This is a genomic window from Arthrobacter sp. 10T419, from assembly GCF_056394105.1.
In genome coordinates this window covers 52,997-70,167 of sequence record NZ_JBFTHF010000009.1, presented here as the reverse complement: position 1 = coordinate 70,167, position 17,171 = coordinate 52,997, and the positions used below count along the sequence as shown (strand labels likewise).

The 17,171-nt window shown below is 68.2% G+C and carries 16 protein-coding genes; 12 read left to right on the top strand and 4 right to left on the bottom strand.

From position 1 onward, the window contains the following. Nucleotides 1-7: 7 nt before the first annotated feature. Complete coding sequence (gene sepH, locus AC1DBD_RS14695) at nt 8-1,414, bottom strand: septation protein SepH (RefSeq protein WP_476982379.1); 1,407 nt, start codon at nt 1,412-1,414, stop codon at nt 8-10. Between the two features lie 324 nt (nt 1,415-1,738). Here sepH and AC1DBD_RS14690 point away from each other — a divergent pair, with 324 nt between their 5' ends. Continuing rightward, nucleotides 1,739-2,038 carry a DUF4193 domain-containing protein gene (locus tag AC1DBD_RS14690; protein ID WP_138769577.1) on the top strand — a complete coding sequence of 100 codons (300 nt, stop codon included), beginning with the start codon at nt 1,739-1,741 and terminating at the stop codon, nt 2,036-2,038. Between the two features lie 57 nt (nt 2,039-2,095). Here AC1DBD_RS14690 and AC1DBD_RS14685 read toward each other — a convergent pair whose 3' ends face one another. Then, on the bottom strand, nt 2,096-2,581 hold the full coding sequence (locus AC1DBD_RS14685) for a DUF3093 domain-containing protein (RefSeq protein WP_476892724.1): 486 nt from the start codon (nt 2,579-2,581) through the stop codon (nt 2,096-2,098). Between the two features lie 120 nt (nt 2,582-2,701). Here AC1DBD_RS14685 and dut point away from each other — a divergent pair, with 120 nt between their 5' ends. The 4 genes from dut to AC1DBD_RS14665 all read left to right on the top strand — a co-directional run bounded on the left by dut (nt 2,702) and on the right by AC1DBD_RS14665 (nt 5,129). After that, complete coding sequence (gene dut, locus AC1DBD_RS14680; protein WP_476892723.1) at nt 2,702-3,232, top strand: dUTP diphosphatase; 531 nt, start codon at nt 2,702-2,704, stop codon at nt 3,230-3,232. 79 nt (nt 3,233-3,311) lie between these two features. Continuing rightward, nucleotides 3,312-4,028, top strand: a complete 717-nt coding sequence (locus AC1DBD_RS14675; RefSeq protein ID WP_441418829.1) for a DUF3710 domain-containing protein — start codon at nt 3,312-3,314, stop codon at nt 4,026-4,028. Then, nucleotides 4,021-4,428 (top strand): hypothetical protein, encoded by a 408-nt coding sequence (locus AC1DBD_RS14670; protein WP_441418828.1) that lies wholly within the window; start codon nt 4,021-4,023, stop codon nt 4,426-4,428. Before AC1DBD_RS14675 ends, AC1DBD_RS14670 begins: the two co-directional genes overlap by 8 nt. Beyond that, nucleotides 4,425-5,129: a DUF3159 domain-containing protein gene (locus AC1DBD_RS14665; RefSeq protein ID WP_441418827.1), complete on the top strand. Its 705-nt coding sequence runs from the start codon at nt 4,425-4,427 to the stop codon at nt 5,127-5,129. The genes AC1DBD_RS14670 and AC1DBD_RS14665 overlap by 4 nt, the downstream gene beginning before the upstream one ends. A 61-nt stretch (nt 5,130-5,190) precedes the next feature. On the opposite strand, the gene AC1DBD_RS14660 is transcribed toward AC1DBD_RS14665, so the two are convergent. Together AC1DBD_RS14660 and AC1DBD_RS14655 are read right to left on the bottom strand one after the other, a co-directional pair. Further along, nucleotides 5,191-5,961: a potassium channel family protein gene (locus tag AC1DBD_RS14660; RefSeq protein WP_476917421.1), complete on the bottom strand. Its 771-nt coding sequence runs from the start codon at nt 5,959-5,961 to the stop codon at nt 5,191-5,193. Beyond that, entirely contained in the window at nt 5,962-6,633 is a 672-nt protein-coding gene (locus AC1DBD_RS14655; RefSeq protein WP_441418825.1) for a potassium channel family protein, read from the bottom strand. It lies immediately after the preceding gene. 154 nt (nt 6,634-6,787) lie between these two features. On the opposite strand from AC1DBD_RS14655, the gene AC1DBD_RS14650 reads away from it, so the two are divergent. The 7 genes from AC1DBD_RS14650 to AC1DBD_RS14620 all read left to right on the top strand — a co-directional run bounded on the left by AC1DBD_RS14650 (nt 6,788) and on the right by AC1DBD_RS14620 (nt 17,166). Continuing rightward, nucleotides 6,788-8,764: an APC family permease gene (locus AC1DBD_RS14650; protein ID WP_441418824.1), complete on the top strand. Its 1,977-nt coding sequence runs from the start codon at nt 6,788-6,790 to the stop codon at nt 8,762-8,764. Beyond that, entirely contained in the window at nt 8,761-10,107 is a 1,347-nt protein-coding gene (locus tag AC1DBD_RS14645) for a class I SAM-dependent RNA methyltransferase (RefSeq protein WP_476926253.1), read from the top strand. The genes AC1DBD_RS14650 and AC1DBD_RS14645 overlap by 4 nt, the downstream gene beginning before the upstream one ends. Nucleotides 10,108-10,253: 146 nt before the next feature. Beyond that, nucleotides 10,254-13,067 carry an aconitate hydratase gene (locus tag AC1DBD_RS14640; protein ID WP_441418822.1) on the top strand — a complete coding sequence of 938 codons (2,814 nt, stop codon included), beginning with the start codon at nt 10,254-10,256 and terminating at the stop codon, nt 13,065-13,067. Nucleotides 13,068-13,208: 141 nt separating this feature from the next. Next, entirely contained in the window at nt 13,209-15,182 is a 1,974-nt protein-coding gene (gene dxs / locus AC1DBD_RS14635; RefSeq protein ID WP_476892719.1) for a 1-deoxy-D-xylulose-5-phosphate synthase, read from the top strand. A gap of 94 nt (nt 15,183-15,276) precedes the next feature. Further along, nucleotides 15,277-15,834 (top strand): hypothetical protein, encoded by a 558-nt coding sequence (locus tag AC1DBD_RS14630; RefSeq protein ID WP_441418820.1) that lies wholly within the window; start codon nt 15,277-15,279, stop codon nt 15,832-15,834. Nucleotides 15,835-15,915: 81 nt separating this feature from the next. Continuing rightward, nucleotides 15,916-16,134: a helix-hairpin-helix domain-containing protein gene (locus AC1DBD_RS14625; protein WP_441418819.1), complete on the top strand. Its 219-nt coding sequence runs from the start codon at nt 15,916-15,918 to the stop codon at nt 16,132-16,134. Between the two features lie 54 nt (nt 16,135-16,188). Further along, on the top strand, nt 16,189-17,166 hold the full coding sequence (locus tag AC1DBD_RS14620) for an aldo/keto reductase (RefSeq protein WP_476982378.1): 978 nt from the start codon (nt 16,189-16,191) through the stop codon (nt 17,164-17,166). The last annotated feature ends 5 nt before the right edge of the window (nt 17,167-17,171 follow it).

Sequence of the window (17,171 nt, the reverse complement as noted above, 5' to 3'; positions counted from 1 at the left end):
GGAGACCCTAGTCGCTGCGGGTGCCGAAGACGATTTCGTCCCAGCTGGGCACACTGGAGCGCTTGGGCTTGGAGGGCTGGCGCTCCGGCGTTTCGGGCTCACGTTCGTTCCGGGAGGCTTCGTTCCGGGAGGCGTCGCTGCGGGATGCCGCTGATGACTCGTTCTGCGCCCGCCGGGACGGTCCGCCGCCCAGGAGCTCATCCAGTCCGGGGCTGGACGTGGGACCGGTGCGTACCGGGCGCAGCTGCGAGGCCGCGATGGTGATCTCGCGGGTCTCGGTGCTGACCCCGTCGTGAAGCTTCAGCGCGTCGTCTTCGCTATTGTCCTGGTGCCGTGGCGCCAGGCTCAAGCGGGAGAGCATGGACGGCCGGGCGTCCCGGCGTCGGGTCAGGGCGTCGGGGTTGGGAATCGAATGCGGTTCGGCTGACGCCGCGGGCGGGGTTGCTTCCTCTGCCGGCTCGTCCTCCCGGGGCGCCTCAACCTCCACCACGTCGTCTTCGGTCTCGTTCAGCGACGGAACCTCGGACGGCCGCGGGTGGGCGGCGGGAACACCGTTTGTCAGCAGCAGCGCCAGGGCGTCGTCGGCGTCTTCATCCAGGCCGAGACGCTGCCCGCGGCGGGAACGGAGCATGTCCAGCAGCCCGTCGGCGTCCTTCTCCTGCTGAACTCCGTGCTGCTGAACGATGCTGAGCTGCGCCGTGGCACTGCGTGCCGCGGCTTCCGCATCGGTCTCGAAATCAAAGGGCCGGTCCGAAACCGCCGAGAGGCGGCGGGCCGGGACAGGGCCGTCCATCGGCTCGAGTTCGCTGAGCTGCTGGGCCCAGCGGTTGGCGTTCTGCAACGACTTGCGCGCCGGGCTGAACGTCCACATGGCCGGCGGCTCTTCACCGATCGCGGCGTGGGCGCCGGGCTGTGCATCGAAACGGGCCACCACGTTCCAGCTGCCGTCCGGGCGTCGCCAGGAGTCCCATTCCACCGTTGAAGGCTCGATTTTATGGGCCCGCAGCCGGTGCATGACCATGTCGTCCAAGGTCGCTGGCTGGTCGCCGAAGAAGGAACGGTAGCTGTCGTGACCCGCGGAAGGGGAGGCCACTTCGATTTTGCGTGCCTGCTGGGCGACGTACTCGCGTTCGGCCAGCACGGGGCCCTCGTACCGCTGCACCTTGGCCAGCGGAATGCCGGAAAGAGCGGCCACCTCCGCGGCGGTCGCACCGCTGCGGATCCTGGCCTGGATATCGCGGGGGGACATGGCAATGGGCTCCGCGCCCCCGCCGGAAGCAGCCCTCGCCGGCGTCCGGCTCGCAGCCGCCCGAAGAGCCTCATCGATCGGCAGCTGGAACATCTCGCCGCCGGTGCCACTCAACAGGAGATGCTCCCCGTCGTCGTGGACGCCTACAAGCCGTAGATCCTGCATACAAATCCTCCACCCTGGCATTACTAACATTCGAAACTCTGCCACCGTTGGGTCCCAATTCGGGTTAGGAGGGAGGGCGCGCCGTGATTTTCCGCGACTTTCCGCCGGATGGGGGCCGTCCGGAGCGGACGGCGCCGCCGCCGGACCACTGGCCTCTGGCGCTCGGCAGGGGTTTGGGCAAAAATGACCCGACATCGGGCACAAAAAGCGATTGTCCGGCGTTGACATCGGTGAACCGAACCCGGACCGGGGCGGGGGCTTCCAGCCCCGCCGGTGCGGCGGAGGCGGACCAACCCAACGAATGCGGAGTGTGAGCAACAACTAATGGCGACAGACTACGATGCGCCGCGCAAGACTGAGGAAGACCTCAACGAGGACTCCATCGAGGAACTGAAGTCGCGGCGTACGGACAAGCCTTCCGCGGTGGTCGATGAAGACGAAACCGACCTCGCCGAAGGCTACGAACTCCCGGGCGCCGACCTGTCCGGCGAGGAGCTGCTGGTCCGGGTGCTGCCCGCCCAGGCAGACGAATTCACCTGTGCCTCCTGCTTCCTGGTCCGCCACCGTTCGCAGATCGCCCGCGAAAAGGACGGCCTGAAGTACTGCAAGGACTGCGAGGGCTAAGGGCCGCCGCCCTCCTGCCGGCCTGGGACCGGCCCGGGCTGTTGTTAGCCGGGGTTGTTAGCGCGACAGCGCCGTGACGAGCTCGTCGGGGTGCCGCGTGGACGCCAGCCAATACGGGGTGCGGTCCGAGGGGTCGGTGATCTCGATGCGGACCACCGGGTCGATCCAGCCGCGGATGCACATGAAGGCGAGGCCGTTGAGCCGGGTGCCGCGCTCCGCCGTCGCCTCCGCGCCGCGGAAGGCCGTGGCCTCGCCGACGAAACGGCGTTCAATCGTCGCCCGGCCCACGCGCAGCGTTGCGGCCGTCACCGTGATGGACGGCGTGGACACGATCAGCAACACCGCCAGGATCGTGAAGAGCACGACGGCGGCGGTGATGCCGGCGGCCATACTGATCGGCGCGAACACCAGGATGCCGGCCGCGGCCAGCCCGGCAGCCACCAGCCAGATCCAGAAATTCGGCCAAAGCTTTTCGCTGAACAGGACGGTGGCGTCGTTGGGGGTGCTGTTGGAGGCCGGCATGGCTGCGCTGGATTCGGGCATGAGCCCAGCTTTCCACTTTTCCCGGGCCATTTCACCTTGGCCGCCAGGCCGCCGCCCGCGGACACCGGGGGCGGCGGCGCGGTAGGTCTATCCTCCCCGCGGGCGTTACAGTGGGGAACTGTGACTGAAGAAACCACTGCCGTGAATACCCCGGCGGCAGACCCCTCGGCCAGCGGCCTTCCGGCCTACGGAGCTCCCACCCTGACGGTGCAGCTGAAGATGCTCGACGACGGCCTGCAGCCGCCGTCGTACGCCCACCCGGGCGACGCCGGCGCGGACCTGCGTGCCCGCGAGGACGTTGTGCTCGGGCCGGGGGAGCGGCGGCTGGTGCCCACCGGGGTGTCCATCGCGCTTCCTGACGGCTTTGTCGCCTTGATCCACCCCCGTTCCGGCCTGGCCACCAAGCACGGCCTGACCGTGGTGAACGCACCCGGCACGGTGGACGCGGGCTACCGCGGGGAGATCGCCGTGACTCTGCTGAATACTGACCGCGACGAGGCGATTGAACTGCGCCGCGGCGATAGAATTGCACAAATGGTCATCCAGCGCGTGGAGTACGCGGAGTTCGTGCCCGTCCAGGAGCTCAGCGATTCGGTCCGCGGCGCCGGCGGCTTCGGCTCCACCGGCGGTTTCGGCGCCCCCGGGGCCTGAGCCCCGCCCGTTTGACGCATCTGTTCCCTGTCCCGAGGCCGAGCGCCTGGCACAGGATCACAACTAAGGAGACAACACCATGGTTTTTGGGCGTGGCAGGAAAGCCAAGCAGGAGCAGTTGACGGACACCGGCGACACCCGGGAGGACGCAGCTGTTGACGCCGGCGCGCCCGCCGAGGGCACGGCTGGCGCCCTGCGGAGCGCCGGTCCCCATGACGTCGCGGACATCGACAACCAGGACGGCTACGTCGACCTCGGCGCCCTGTTGATTGCCCCGCGCGAAGGGCTGCAGCTCCGCCTTGAGGTCGAGGAAGCCACCCAGCGCGTCGTGGCCGTCACCATGGACCTGGAAGGTTCGAGCCTGCAGCTGCAGGCCTTCGCCGCGCCCCGCTCCGAAGGTCTCTGGGACGAAATCCGTGAGCAGATCGGCCAGTCCGTGGGCAGCCAGGGCGGCCAGGTTGAGGAGATTGAGGGCCACTTCGGCATCGAGCTCGTCGCCAAGCTGCCTGCCGGCGACGGCAGCGAGGGCTATCGGGTGGCTCGGTTCATCGGCGTCGACGGCCCCCGCTGGTTCCTCCGCGGTGTCCTCGGCGGAGACGCCGCACTGGACCGCGACGCCGCCGCCGGACTCGAGGAACTGTTCCGCCAGATCGTCGTGGTGCGGGGCGAGAGCCCCATGCCGCCGCGCGAGCTGCTTCAGCTCCGCCTTCCCCGGGACTCCGGCGTCGCGGCACCGCAGGGTGCCCCGGAGTTCGAGCAACCCGAGCGCGGACCGGAGACTACCCAGATTGGTTGATGCCGCCGGCAAGAAAGCTGCCGCAGCTGTCCCCGTGCGGGGGCTGCCCGAGCGCGGACGTGTGCTGTGCCGCGGCTTCATTGAATCTGTGACCTATGCCCCGGCCAGCGAGGTGGCAGCTTTCACAGCCATCGTCACCGACCATGACGCCCCGCCGGCCAAGGCGCGGCCGGCCGCTTCTGCGGTCCAGGCCGCCCAAGCCGGCCAGCCCGGCGTCCGGCGCAAGCGGCCTGCCGCGGCCGCCGACCGGCTCCGCGTGATCTGGCTGGGACGGCGCCGCATCCCCGGCGTGAAGGCCGGCCTGGAGCTACGGCTCGAGGGCATGGTCACTGTCCGGGACGGGCTGCCCACCATGTTTAATCCGCGCTACGAAATACTCTCCCGCCTGGAGGAACAATGAGCACGCCCGAAGACCAGCAGCCCTCGGTGGCCCAGCTCGCCGAAGGCTACGCGGCGAAGGCGGGACTGCACCGCACCAGCAACGGCAACATCGACGTGCTCAAGAGCGCCGGCGGTGTCCAGGGCATCGCCGAAAGCATCCTTCCGGGGCTGGTGTTCCTGATCGCCTTCACCGTGACCCGTGAACTTCCGCTGGCCCTGATCGCCGCGCTGGCGGTGGCCGCGGCGTTTACCGTCGCCCGGCTGATCCAGCGCAAGCCGCTGACGCAGGCGCTGGCCGGCATTGTCGGCGTCGGGCTATCAGCCTGGCTCGCGAACTCGACCGGCAAGGCCGAGGACTTCTACGTCCTGGGCTTCTTCACCAACCTCGGCTACATCCTTGCGATGTCGATCTCCATCGCGGTGCGCTGGCCCTTCGCCGGGCTGCTGTTCGGTTTCATCCGGAACGAGGGCCTGGACTGGCGCAAGCATCCGGCCCGGGTGAAGGCCTACCGGATCGGCACCTGGGTGATCATTTCGGTCCTGGCCCTGCGCCTGATCGTGCAGGTCCCGCTGTACCTAATGGGGGAGCAGGGCCTCGCAGGCCTCGCCACCACCAGGCTCATCATGGGCGCGCCGCTGTACATCCTGGGCATGTGGGTCGCCTGGCTGCTCACCCGTCCCGCGCCGGCCCCGGCTGACCAGCCGAGCGAAGCCGACTAACCCGCAGTTGTTGTCGTTTTGAGCGGTCAGAACGACAACAACTGCGAGCCAGTTGGGCGGTTCAGCCGTCGAAGCCGTCGTCGCCGGCGGGCTGGGTCTCGCGGCCATGCAGGTCCGCGTTGACCGGGTGCTGGCCGGCGCTCGAAGGTTCACCGGCTGACTCGACCTCGGACTCCGGGGCCGAGAGCAGGGCCCGCAGCCCGTCCTCGGCAGCGATGGTGGTGACGAAGAACAGTTCGTCGCCGCCGTCGATCACGTCGTCCCGGCTCGGCGTGATGGGCGCCTGGTCGCGCAGGATCGCCACCAGGGTCGCATCCTCCGGCCAGTCGATGTCGCCCACGGTCAGGCCAATCACGTGCGAATCATGCGGCACCGTGAACTCCACCAGCGAGGACACCCCGGTCTGCAGGGTGAGCAGGCGGACCAGGTCGCCGATCTCCACGGCCTCTTCCACGAGGGCTGTCATCAGCTGCGGGGTGTTCACCGCGACGTCGACGCCCCAGGAATCATCGAACATCCAGTCGTTCTTCGGGTTGTTCACCCGGCCGACGGTCCGTCCCACACCGAACTCGGTCTTGGCCAGCAGCGAGACCACAAGGTTCACCTTGTCGTCGCCCGTCGCGGAGACCACGACGTCGGCGTCCTCCAGCCGGGCGTCCTTGAGGGTGCTGAGCTCGCAGGCATCGCCGACCAGCCAGTGCGCGCCGCGCAGCCCGCTGCGGCCGATCACCTCGGGCTTGAGGTCGATCAGCAGGATCTCGTGCTTGTGGGCCAGCAATTCACGGGCGATCGAGGAACCGACGCTGCCCGCCCCGACGATGACAACTTTCACTTAGGACTCCTTGGCGGGGGACTTGGCAAGAATGTGGGCGACCTCGGAGGTGCGGTCCACGCTGAGCATGGCGTGGACGGTGTCGCCGTCCTGGTACGAGGTTCCGGGCCCGGGGAGGATGCCCTCGCCGAAGCGCGTGAGGTAGGCGACGCGGATGTCGGCGGCCTTTTCAAGCGCGGACACCGGGTGGCCGATCCAGCCGGAGTCCACGTCCACCTCGGCCAGCACCAGCCGGCCGGAGGGGTCGCGGAAATCACCGGCGAGGTGCTGTTCCGGAAGGATCCGCCGGAGCACCTGGTCCGCGCTCCAGCGCACCGCCGCGACCGTGGGGATGCCGAGGCGCTGGTAGATCTCCGCGCGGCCCGGATCGTAGATCCGCGCCACGACGTGCGGAACGTGGAACGTCTCGCGGGCCACCCGGGTGGCCAGGATGTTGGAGTTGTCGCCGCTGGACACGGCAGCGAAGGCGTAGGCCTCCTCGACCCCGGCCTGCTTGAGGGTTTCCCGGTCAAAGCCGACGCCGGTGACCTTGCGGCCGGAGAAACCGGTCCGGAGCCGGCGGAACGCACGGTCGTCCTGGTCGATGATCGCGACCGAATGGCCGGCGTCCTCCAGTGTGTGCGCCAGGGTTGCCCCGACACGGCCACAACCCATGATCACGAAGTGCGCCACACGTGCCTCCTCAAGCTTCTGTGTCTGTTGCTGCGTAAAACTCTACCGGCCACCGGGGCCCCGGAGCCGGTCCGACGGCGGTGCGGCCGGGCGCCTGCCCGCAGGCAGGCTTCGCCGTCATGACATCGCGTCCGAATCAGACTAGCTTTGTCTGGTGCTGACAATTTTCAATGCCGTGAAGCGGGTGCTGGTAGGCAGGCCCTTCCGGAACGACCGTCTGGCCCACACCCTGCTGCCGAAGCGGATCGCGCTCCCCATTTTCGCCTCCGACGCCCTGTCTTCGGTGGCCTACGCGCCGGACGAAATCCTGTTGACCCTGGCGCTGGCCGGCGTCAGCGCGGTGGCGTTTTCTCCCTGGGTGGGGCTCGCCGTCATGGTGGTGCTGCTCACAGTGGTGGCCTCCTACCGCCAGAATGTGCACGCTTACCCCTCCGGCGGCGGCGACTACGAGATCGCCAACGAAAACCTGGGCAAGTACGCCGGCCTCACCGTCGCCTCGGCCCTGCTGGTGGACTACGTGCTCACCGTCGCGGTGTCGATGTCCTCGGCCGCCGCCTACCTGACCACTGCCGTCCCCTCGCTGCACGGCCAGCAGGCAGCGATCGCCACGATCGGCGTCGTAATCCTGGCCCTCGTGAACCTGCGCGGCATCCGCGAAGCCGGCAGTGTCTTCGCGGTGCCCACCTACATCTTTATGTTCTCAATCCTCGGCATGACCGCCGTCGGCGTCTTCCAGGCCGCCACCGGCCAGCTCGGCCAGGCGCCGTCGGCCGAGTTCCAGATCGTCCCGGCCCCCGGTTTCGACGAGGGACTGGTCGGACTCACCGGGGCGTTCCTGTTGCTCCGTGCGTTCTCCTCCGGCGCCGCGGCCCTCACCGGCGTGGAGGCCATCAGCAACGGCGTGCCGAACTTCCGGAAGCCCAAGAGCAAGAACGCAGCCACCACGCTGCTGCTGCTCGGCGTGATAGCGGCCTCCATGCTGGCCGGCATCATTTACCTGGCCAACGCCACCAAGGTCCACATCGTGCTGGACCCGGCGAAGGAGTTCCTGCTCAACGGCAAGCCGGTGGACGAGGACTACATCCAGAACCCGGCCATCAGCCAGATCGCACAGACCGTCTTCGGCGCCGGTTCCATCCCCTTCTACATCGTGGTCGCCGCCACCGGCGTGATCCTGGTGTTCGCCTCCAATACCGCCTTCAATGGCTTCCCGGTCCTTGGCTCGATCCTTGCCCAGGACGGCTACCTGCCCCGCCAGCTCCGCACCCGCGGGGACCGGCTCGCGTTCAGCAACGGTGTGCTGGCGCTGGCCGCCGGCGCGCTGGTGCTGATCATCGCGTTCAACGCCGACGTCACCAAGCTGATCCAGCTCTACATCGTGGGCGTTTTCATCTCCTTCACGCTGAGCCAGCTCGGCATGATCCGGCACTGGGGACGCGAGCTGAAGCTCGCCAAGGACCCGGCCACCAAGCTGCGGATGGTCAAGTCCCGCACCATCAACACGATCGGCTTCGGCATGACCGGCCTGGTCCTGGTGATCGTGCTGATCACCAAGTTTGAGCAGGGCGCCTGGATAGCGCTGCTGGCCATGTTCATCCTGTTCCTGATCATGTGGAGCATCCGGGCCCACTACGACAACGTGGCCAAGGAACTCGCCGTGGACGAGGACTCCTCGCCCCGGGCGCTGCCCACCCGGGTGCATGCCGTGCTGCTCGTCTCGCACGTGCGCAAGCCCGTGCTCCGGGCGCTGGCCTACGCCCGTGCCTCGCGGCCCTCCCGGCTGGACGCCATCACGGTGGACATCAGCCCGGAGGAGACCGAACAGACCCTGGCGGATTGGGAGAAACTGGAAATCCCGGTGCCGCTGACGGTGCTGGCCAGCCCGTTCCGCGAAACGGTCACGCCGATCATGGAGTACATCAAGAACATGCGGCGCGACTCGCCGCGCGACCTGATCGTCGTCTACATCCCCGAATACGTCGTCGGCAAGTGGTGGGAGCAGCTGGTCCACAACCAGACGGCGCTGCGGATCAAGACGCGGCTGCACTTCGAGCCGGGCGTCATGGTTGCGAGCGTGCCGTGGCAGCTGAAATCGTCCGAGGAAGCCAAGAGACTGCAGGATATCCAATGAGCACCGACACCACGACGCCCGCCCGCACCGAGCTCGTCGTCGACGTCGGCCCCGTCGCGCACGGCGGCCACTGCGTGGCCCGGCACGAGGGCCGCGTGATCTTTGTCCGTCACGGCATCCCCGGCGAGAAAGTCCGGATCCGGCTCACCGACGAGGGCGAGTCCGCCAAGTTCTGGCGCGCCGACGTCGTTGAGGTGCTGGAGGCCTCCCCGGACCGGGTGGAGCACTTCTGGCACGCGGCCGACGCGCAGCGGTCCTGGTCCCACGGCCACCCTCCCGTCGGCGGCGCCGAGCTGGGCCACATCTCGCTGGACCGCCAGCGCAGCCTCAAATCCGAGGTGCTGGCCGAGCAGCTGCACCGCCTGGCCGGCGTCGACGTGCCCGTCACGGTCGAGGCTGTGGGGGAGGCGGCCGCCGGCGCGGCGACCGGCCTGGCCTGGCGCACCCGCGCAGGTTTCGCCGTGACGCCGGGTGGCAAGCTCGGCATGCATGCGCACCGCTCCGACGCCGTGTTCCCGGTCCGTGAGATGCCGCTGGCCGTCGAGGGCATCAACGCCCTGAAACTCTGGGACATCGACCTGCAGGGGATTGAACGGATTGACGTCGCAGCTCCTGCCAACGGGTCGCGGCCGCTGGTGCTCCTGGTGCCCTCGGCCGGAACCCGGGCCAAGCGGCTCAGCGCCGTCCTGGCCCAACTGCCGGACGACGTCTCGGTGGCGCGGGTGGACCCGGGCACGGGCGAGGTGACGCAGTTGCGGGGCCGCACCTGGGTGCAGGAAACGGCGGCCGGCCACGAGTACCGGGTCACCGGCGACGGCTTCTGGCAGATCCACCGCGACGCCCCGGACACCCTGGTGGGGGCCGTGACCGGCTTCCTGCACGACGGCGGCTACCTGGCCGCCGGGGCAGTCGTGGCGGACCTTTACGCCGGCGCGGGGCTCTTCACCGCACCCCTCGCCGACGCCGTCGGCGTCACCGGCTCCGTGCTGTCCGTGGAAGGGGCGCCCGGCACCAGCCGGGATGCCCGCAAGAACCTGCACGGCGCATCCCAGGTCGAAATCGTGCAGGGGAAAGTGGAGCGCGTGCTGCGGCAGAAGCCGCGCAACTTCGACGCCCTGGTACTTGACCCGCCCCGGGCCGGCGCCGGCAAAGCCGTGGTCAACCAGCTGGTCGCGGCCGGTCCCCGGGCGATCGCCTACGTCTCCTGCGATCCGGCGTCATTTGCCCGCGACGTGGGCTACTTCCAGCAGGCCGGCTGGGTACTCGGGGAGCTGCGTGCCTTCGACCTGTACCCGCACACCCACCACATGGAGACTGTGGCGTTGCTGACTCCCCGGGGCTAAGGCCACTAGGATGGGCGGAGTAGTCCGACCTCGCGCACTGCAGTCCCTGAAATGAGTTTCACTACACATGTCCTAGTTAGGCTGCCCTAACTAGCAAGGGGTCTGCGGCGCGACAAAGATGAAACTGTTGCGAGAGGAGTCCTGCGATGAGCATTGTGGACAGCTTCGGTTCAAAAGGCAAACTTAATGTAGCCGGTACCGAATACGAAATTTTCCGGTTGAACTCCGTTGAAGGTGCAGAAAACCTTCCGTTCAGCCTCAAGGTATTGCTTGAAAACCTGTTGAGGACCGAGGACGGCGCCAACATCACGGCCGATCACGTCCGAGCACTGGCCGGTTGGGACCCCAACGCCGAGCCCGACACTGAAATCCAGTTCACGCCGGCGCGCGTGATCATGCAGGACTTCACTGGCGTGCCCTGCGTTGTCGACCTCGCCACCATGCGCGAGGCCGTGAAGGAACTCGGCGGCGACCCCAAGCGGGTCAACCCGCTGGCGCCGGCGGAAATGGTCATCGACCACTCCGTCCAGATCGACGCCTTCGGCAACTCCGGCGCACTGGAGCGCAATATGGAGATCGAGTACCAGCGCAACGGTGAGCGGTACCAGTTCCTGCGTTGGGGCCAGACCGCGTTCGACGACTTCAAGGTCGTCCCGCCGGGAACCGGCATCGTGCACCAGGTCAACATCGAATACCTGGCCCGCACCGTCATGACCCGCGAAATCGACGGCGTCGTCCGTGCCTACCCGGACACCTGCGTCGGCACCGACTCGCACACCACCATGGTCAACGGCCTGGGCGTGCTCGGCTGGGGCGTCGGCGGCATCGAGGCCGAGGCTGCCATGCTCGGCCAGCCCGTCTCCATGCTGATTCCCCGCGTCGTCGGCTTCAAGCTGACCGGGTCCATCCCGGCCGGCGCCACCGCCACCGACGTCGTGCTCACCATCACCGAGCAGCTGCGCCAGCACGGCGTGGTCGGCAAGTTCGTGGAGTTCTACGGCGAAGGCGTCGCGGCTGTGCCGCTGGCCAACCGCGCCACCATCGGCAACATGAGCCCCGAGTTCGGCTCCACCGCCGCAATGTTCCCGATCGACGACGTCACGCTCGACTACCTGCGCCTCACCGGCCGCTCGGACGAGAACGTGGCCCTCGTGGAGTCCTACGCGAAGGAACAGGGCCTCTGGCACGATCCCTCCCGCGAGATCAAGTTCTCCGAGTACCTTGAGCTGGACCTGTCGACGGTTGTCCCGTCGATCTCCGGCCCGAAGCGCCCGCAGGACCGCATCATCCTCACCGAGTCCAAGGCACAGTTCCGCGAGGACCTGCGCAACTACGTGAAGGAAGAGCTCGCGGACGGCAGCCTGGACGAAGCGATCGACGAAAGCTTCCCGGCTTCCGACTCGCCGTCGTTCACCGCCTCGGCGACCCACCTCACGGACCAGGCGCCGCACGCGCACGGTCCGAAGTCCAACGGCCGCCCGTCCAAGACCGTGGCCGTCAAGACCGCCGACGGCCGCGAGTTCGAGCTGGACCACGGTGCGGTGTCGATCGCCTCGATCACCTCCTGCACCAACACGTCCAACCCGTCCGTGATGCTGGCCGCCGCCCTGCTGGCCCGCAACGCCGTGGACAAGGGCCTCACCTCGAAGCCCTGGGTCAAGACCTCCGTGGCCCCCGGGTCCAAGGTCGTCACCGACTACTACAACAAGTCGGGCCTGACCCCGTACCTGGAGAAGCTGGGCTTCTACATCGTCGGTTACGGCTGCGCGACCTGCATCGGTAACTCCGGTCCGCTCGACGCCGAAATCTCGGAGGCCATCCAGGCCAACGACCTTTCCGTCACCGCAGTCCTCTCCGGTAACCGCAACTTCGAAGGCCGGATCAACCCGGACGTCAAGATGAACTACCTGGCCTCCCCGCCGCTGGTCATCGCGTACGCCCTGGCCGGCACCATGGACTTCGACTTCGAGAACGACGCGCTGGGCCAGGACGAAGCCGGCAACGACATCTTCCTGAAGGACATCTGGCCGAACCCGGTCGAGGTCCAGCAGGTCATCGACTCCTCGATCGACAAGGGCATGTTCGCCCGCGGCTACGAGGGCGTCTTCGACGGCGACGACCGCTGGAAGGCACTCGACACCCCGGCCGGCGACACCTTCGCCTGGGATGAGAAGTCCACCTACGTCCGGAAGCCCCCGTACTTCGAGGGCATGAAGGCCAAGCCGGAGCCGGTCCAGGACATCACCGGAGCGCGCGTGCTGCTCAAGCTCGGCGACTCGGTCACCACGGACCACATCTCCCCGGCCGGTTCCTTCAAGTCGGACACCCCGGCCGGCCAGTACCTGCTGGCCAACGGTGTGGAGCGCAAGGACTTCAACTCCTATGGCTCACGCCGTGGCAACCACGAAGTCATGATCCGCGGCACCTTCGCCAACATCCGGATCAAGAACCAGCTCCTCGACGGCGTCGAGGGCGGCTTCACGCGCGACTTCACGCAGGCCGACGCCCCGCAGGCCTACGTCTACGACGCCGCGCAGAACTACCAGGCCGCCGGCACCCCGCTGGTCGTCCTGGCCGGCAAGGAATACGGCTCCGGCTCGTCCCGTGACTGGGCCGCCAAGGGCACCGCACTGCTGGGCGTCAAGGCTGTCATCGCCGAGAGCTACGAGCGCATCCACCGCTCGAACCTGATCGGCATGGGCGTCCTGCCGCTGCAGTACCCGGCCGGCCAGAACGCCGCCAGCCTGGGCCTGACCGGCACGGAGACCTTCGCGGTCTCCGGCGTCACCGCGCTCAACGAAGGCACCACGCCGAAGACCCTTACGGTCACCGCGACGGCCGAAGACGGCTCCACCACCTCCTTCGATGCGGTCCTGCGCATCGATACCCCGGGTGAAGCCGACTACTACCGCAACGGCGGCATCCTGCAGTACGTGCTGCGCCAGATCTCCGCTAGCTAGCGGCAGCCAGGCAACACCACCCGAAAGCCCCGGCCCGTCCCTGACGGACCGGGGCTTTCGCGTTCCCGGGACCACCGGCACCCGGCCCGGTTCCGAGGCGTTAGAGTTAAAAGGCATGTCTACTACCCGGAGGAGGGGCCGTTGGGAATTTTGGAGACCATCCGGAGTCCGCAGGACCTGAGCAAGTTGTCCCAGGCGCAGCTGGACCAGCTGGCCGCCGAGGTCAGGGAATTCCTGATCGGCAACGTCTCCCAGACGGGAGGCCACCTCGGGCCGAACCTTGGCGTCGTTGAACTCACCATCGCGGTGCACCGGATCTTCGATTCCCCCCGCGACAGCATCGTCTTCGACACCGGCCACCAGTCCTACGTGCACAAGCTCCTCACCGGGCGCCAGGACTTCAGCACGCTCCGCCAGCAGGGCGGCCTGTCCGGCTACCCGGACCGGGCAGAATCCGAGCACGACATCGTCGAAAGCTCGCACGCGTCCTCCTCGCTGTCCTGGGCCGACGGCATCTCCCGCGCCCGGCAGCTGACCGGCGACGGCGACCGCTACGTGATCGCCGTCGTCGGTGACGGCGCCCTGACCGGCGGCATGGCCTGGGAAGCGATCAACAACATCGCCGCGGACAAGAAGCGCCGCGTCGTGATCGTGGTGAACGACAACGGCCGCTCCTACGCCCCGACCGTCGGCGGCGTCGCCGACTACCTCGCCTCGCTGCGCCCCACCATCGATTCGCTCCGTGCCGCCCCCGCGTACGAGGGCGCCCTGGACTGGTGGAAGAAGCGGCTGCAGAGCGGCGGCCCGGCGGGCCAGTTCACCTACAAGAGCCTGCATGCCATGAAGAAGGGCATCAAGGACTGGTGGGCCCCGCAGGGCATGTTCGAGGACCTCGGCATGAAGTACATCGGCCCGGTGGACGGTCACAACCTCCAAGCCATGGAGAACGCGCTGTCCACGGCCAAGAACTATGCCGGCCCCGTGATCGTTCACGCCATGACCGAAAAGGGCCACGGCTACGCCCCGGCCCGCGCGCACGAGGCGGACCAGTTCCACGCCGTCGGCATCATCGACCCGGAAACCGGTGAGCCAACCGAGGCCGGCGGCGCCAAGTCCTGGACGTCCGTCTTCGCCGACGAGATCGCCGACATCGCCGACGAACGCAAGGACATCGTCGGCATCACCGGCGCCATGCTGATCCCGGTTGGGCTGCACAAGTTCGCCGCCCGCCACCCGGAGCGCGTGTTCGACGTCGGCATCGCCGAACAGCACGCCCTCACCTCCGCCGCCGGCATGGCCTTCGGCGGGCTTCACCCCGTGGTGGCCGTCTACGCGACCTTCCTCAACCGCGCCTTCGACCAGCTGCTGATGGATGTCGCCCTGCACAAGGCCGGCGTCACGGTGGTGCTGGACCGGGCCGGCGTCACCGGCCCCGACGGTGCCAGCCACCACGGCATGTGGGACATGGCGATGGTCCAGATCGTCCCCGGCCTGCACCTCGCCGCGCCGCGTGACGCCTCCCGGCTGCGCGAGGAACTGCGCGAGGCCGTGGCCGTCGAAGACGCACCCACCGTCATCCGCTACTCCAAGGGCACCGTCGGCGCGGAAGTCGAAGCCCTCGAACGGCTCAGCGACGGCGTCGACGTGCTGGCCCGCCGCCCGGCCGGATCCAGCGACAACGACGTGCTGATTGTCAGCGTCGGCGCCATGTCCGAACTCGCGCTGGACGTCTCGAACCGGCTCGGCGCCCAGGGCATCAGCTCCACCGTGGTGGACCCGCGCTGGGTCCTTCCGGTGCCCCAGTCGGTCATCGCCCTCGCCTCGCACCACCGCCTCGTGATCTGCATCGAGGACGGCGTCCGGGCCGGCGGCGTCGGCTCCCGGATCCGCCAGGAAATGCGGGCCGCCGGCGTGGACACGGCCCTCAACGAGGTGGGCCTCCCGGTGGAGTTCCTGGACCACGGGAGCCGCAGCCAGGTGCTGGAGCGGGTCGGGCTGACCGCCCAGCAGATCACCCACGACGTCGTCGCGCAGGTCCTCGGGACCAAGGTGCCGTTCGCTCGGCCGCTGCCCGGCCAGGCGCACCCCAGCACCGGCAGCCTGCCGATCCTGTGAGGAATCCGGCGTCGGACCAGCCTTACCAAGCCGTCAAGGCACAGCAATCACCCTTCGACGGCACTGACCGCGGACGGTTTACGAAGGGACAGCCATGAGCGGCATTATCCGGGTCTACAAGCGCGACGAAGAGGGAGTCCTGCACTTCAGGGAAGCCTGGATTGACGAGGAGTACCACGAGTTCGTGATGAACCACGGCGTCGTCGGGCACCAGAGCAAGACCGAGGAGACGGCGGCTGCCGATGCCGCCGCGGGCGAGGGGCTCATGGAGGCCTTCGCGGCGCAGTGCGCCGAGGACGGCTACGCGGAGATCCCGGAGGAGGAGCAGTTCTGGGTGGTGGCGCAGTACGCGCTCAAGACCAAGGACGGCACCAGCCGTGACCGCTACCTCGAGGAAAAAGCCAAGGACGCCCTGATCAGCCACCTCGCCTGGCGCGGCCTCGGCGTCGTGGACCGGTCCGAGTTCTCCGACGCCAAGCTCAACATCTTCTGCCTCACCCCGGACGTCAACAAGACCGTCAACGCTATCAAGGTCTGCATCCGGGGCGAAGACCTGGACTTCACCAAGCTGAGCATCGGCGCCGCCCCGTTCGGCAGCACTGACTTCAAGCTCAAGCACTCGGCCAAACCGGCCAACAGCTTCGCGCTCTAGGCACCACGCCTGGATATCCACCGGTAAGGAGCCGGCCACGGCTCACATCAGTTTGGGGGCAAGCGATTGGAAGGAAACGCAATGACGCGGAAATCCCCTCGACCAGGCAGCACTCCACTTCCCGCCGGGCTGGCGGCGCCGGCCCGCAGGTCCCTGGCCCATGCGGGGGTGGAAACCCTCGAGCACCTGGTGCTGCTGGGCCGGCGCCGGCTGGCAGGGATGCCGGGAGTCTGCCCGCGCACCCTTGCGCAACTACAGGACGCCATGGACGAGCAAGGGCTGGAGCTTCCCGCGGGGTAGCAGCGTCCGGGAGCTTGCCCGGGAGCCCGCCGCGGCCGTTATAGGCTGATTCCCATGACTGAATACCGCCGCGTGGGAAATTCCGGACTGACCGTCTCCGTCGTGGGACTTGGCTGCAACAACCTGGGCCGGGCCAACACCGCCACCGAGTCGCAGGAGGGGACCGACGCCGTCGTGCATGCGGCCCTGGACGCCGGCGTCACGTTCTTCGACGTCGCCGACGCCTACGGCCGGGAGCCCGGGCTCAGCGAAACCATGCTGGGCAAGGCCCTCGGTTCGCGCCGCGCCGACGCCGTGATCGGCACCAAGTTCGGCATGGACATGCGCGGGACCAACGGCAACGACTTCGACGCCCGCGGCTCCCGGCGCTACATCATCAAGGCAGCCGAGGCCTCGCTGCGCCGGCTCGGAACGGACTGGATCGACCTCTACCAGTTCCACACGCCGGACCCGCTGACACCCATCGACGAGACCCTCGCCGCCCTCGACGAGCTCGTGGCCAGCGGCAAGGTCCGCTACATCGGCCACTCCAACCGGGCCGGCTGGCAGATCGCGGAGGCCGAATTTGTGGCCCGCGGCCGCGGCGGAGCCCGCTTCATCTCCAGCCAGAACCACTACAACCTGCTGGACCGCCGCGCCGAGCTGGAGGTCACCCCGGCCGCCGAGGCCTACGGCCTGGGCGTGCTGCCGTACTTCCCGCTGGCCAACGGCCTGCTGACCGGCAAGTACTCGCAAGGTAAGGCGCCGGAGGGGTCGCGCTTGAGCCACACCCGCACCAACCTCGTCCACGACGCCGACTGGAAACAGCTGGGTGCCTTCTCCGCCTTCGCCGCCGAGCGGGGGCTCAACGAGATCCAGGTGGCGTTCTCCTGGCTCGCCGCCCAGCCCTCCGTCAGCAGCGTGATTGCCGGTGCGACCCGGCCCGAACAGGTCCGGCAGAACGCCGCCGCGGTCGCCTGGGTCCCGGACGCCGCCGAGCTGGCAGAACTCGATGAGATCTTCCCGCGCACGCCGAAGGTCGCACTCTTCTGAGCCCG

Excerpts from the sequence above, each read along its gene's own strand:
- AC1DBD_RS14665 (WP_441418827.1), top strand. The coding sequence starts at position 4,425 with ATGAGCACGCCCGAAGACCAGCAGCCCTCGGTGGCCCAGCTCGCCGAA.
- AC1DBD_RS14690 (WP_138769577.1), top strand. The coding sequence starts at position 1,739 with ATGGCGACAGACTACGATGCGCCGCGCAAGACTGAGGAAGACCTCAAC.
- AC1DBD_RS14620 (WP_476982378.1), top strand. The coding sequence starts at position 16,189 with ATGACTGAATACCGCCGCGTGGGAAATTCCGGACTGACCGTCTCCGTC.
- AC1DBD_RS14630 (WP_441418820.1), top strand. The coding sequence starts at position 15,277 with ATGAGCGGCATTATCCGGGTCTACAAGCGCGACGAAGAGGGAGTCCTG.
- AC1DBD_RS14685 (WP_476892724.1), bottom strand. The coding sequence starts at position 2,581 with ATGCCCGAATCCAGCGCAGCCATGCCGGCCTCCAACAGCACCCCCAAC.
- AC1DBD_RS14675 (WP_441418829.1), top strand. The coding sequence starts at position 3,312 with ATGGTTTTTGGGCGTGGCAGGAAAGCCAAGCAGGAGCAGTTGACGGAC.
- AC1DBD_RS14645 (WP_476926253.1), top strand. The coding sequence starts at position 8,761 with ATGAGCACCGACACCACGACGCCCGCCCGCACCGAGCTCGTCGTCGAC.
- sepH (WP_476982379.1), bottom strand. The coding sequence starts at position 1,414 with ATGCAGGATCTACGGCTTGTAGGCGTCCACGACGACGGGGAGCATCTC.
- AC1DBD_RS14640 (WP_441418822.1), top strand. The coding sequence starts at position 10,254 with ATGAGCATTGTGGACAGCTTCGGTTCAAAAGGCAAACTTAATGTAGCC.
- AC1DBD_RS14625 (WP_441418819.1), top strand. The coding sequence starts at position 15,916 with ATGACGCGGAAATCCCCTCGACCAGGCAGCACTCCACTTCCCGCCGGG.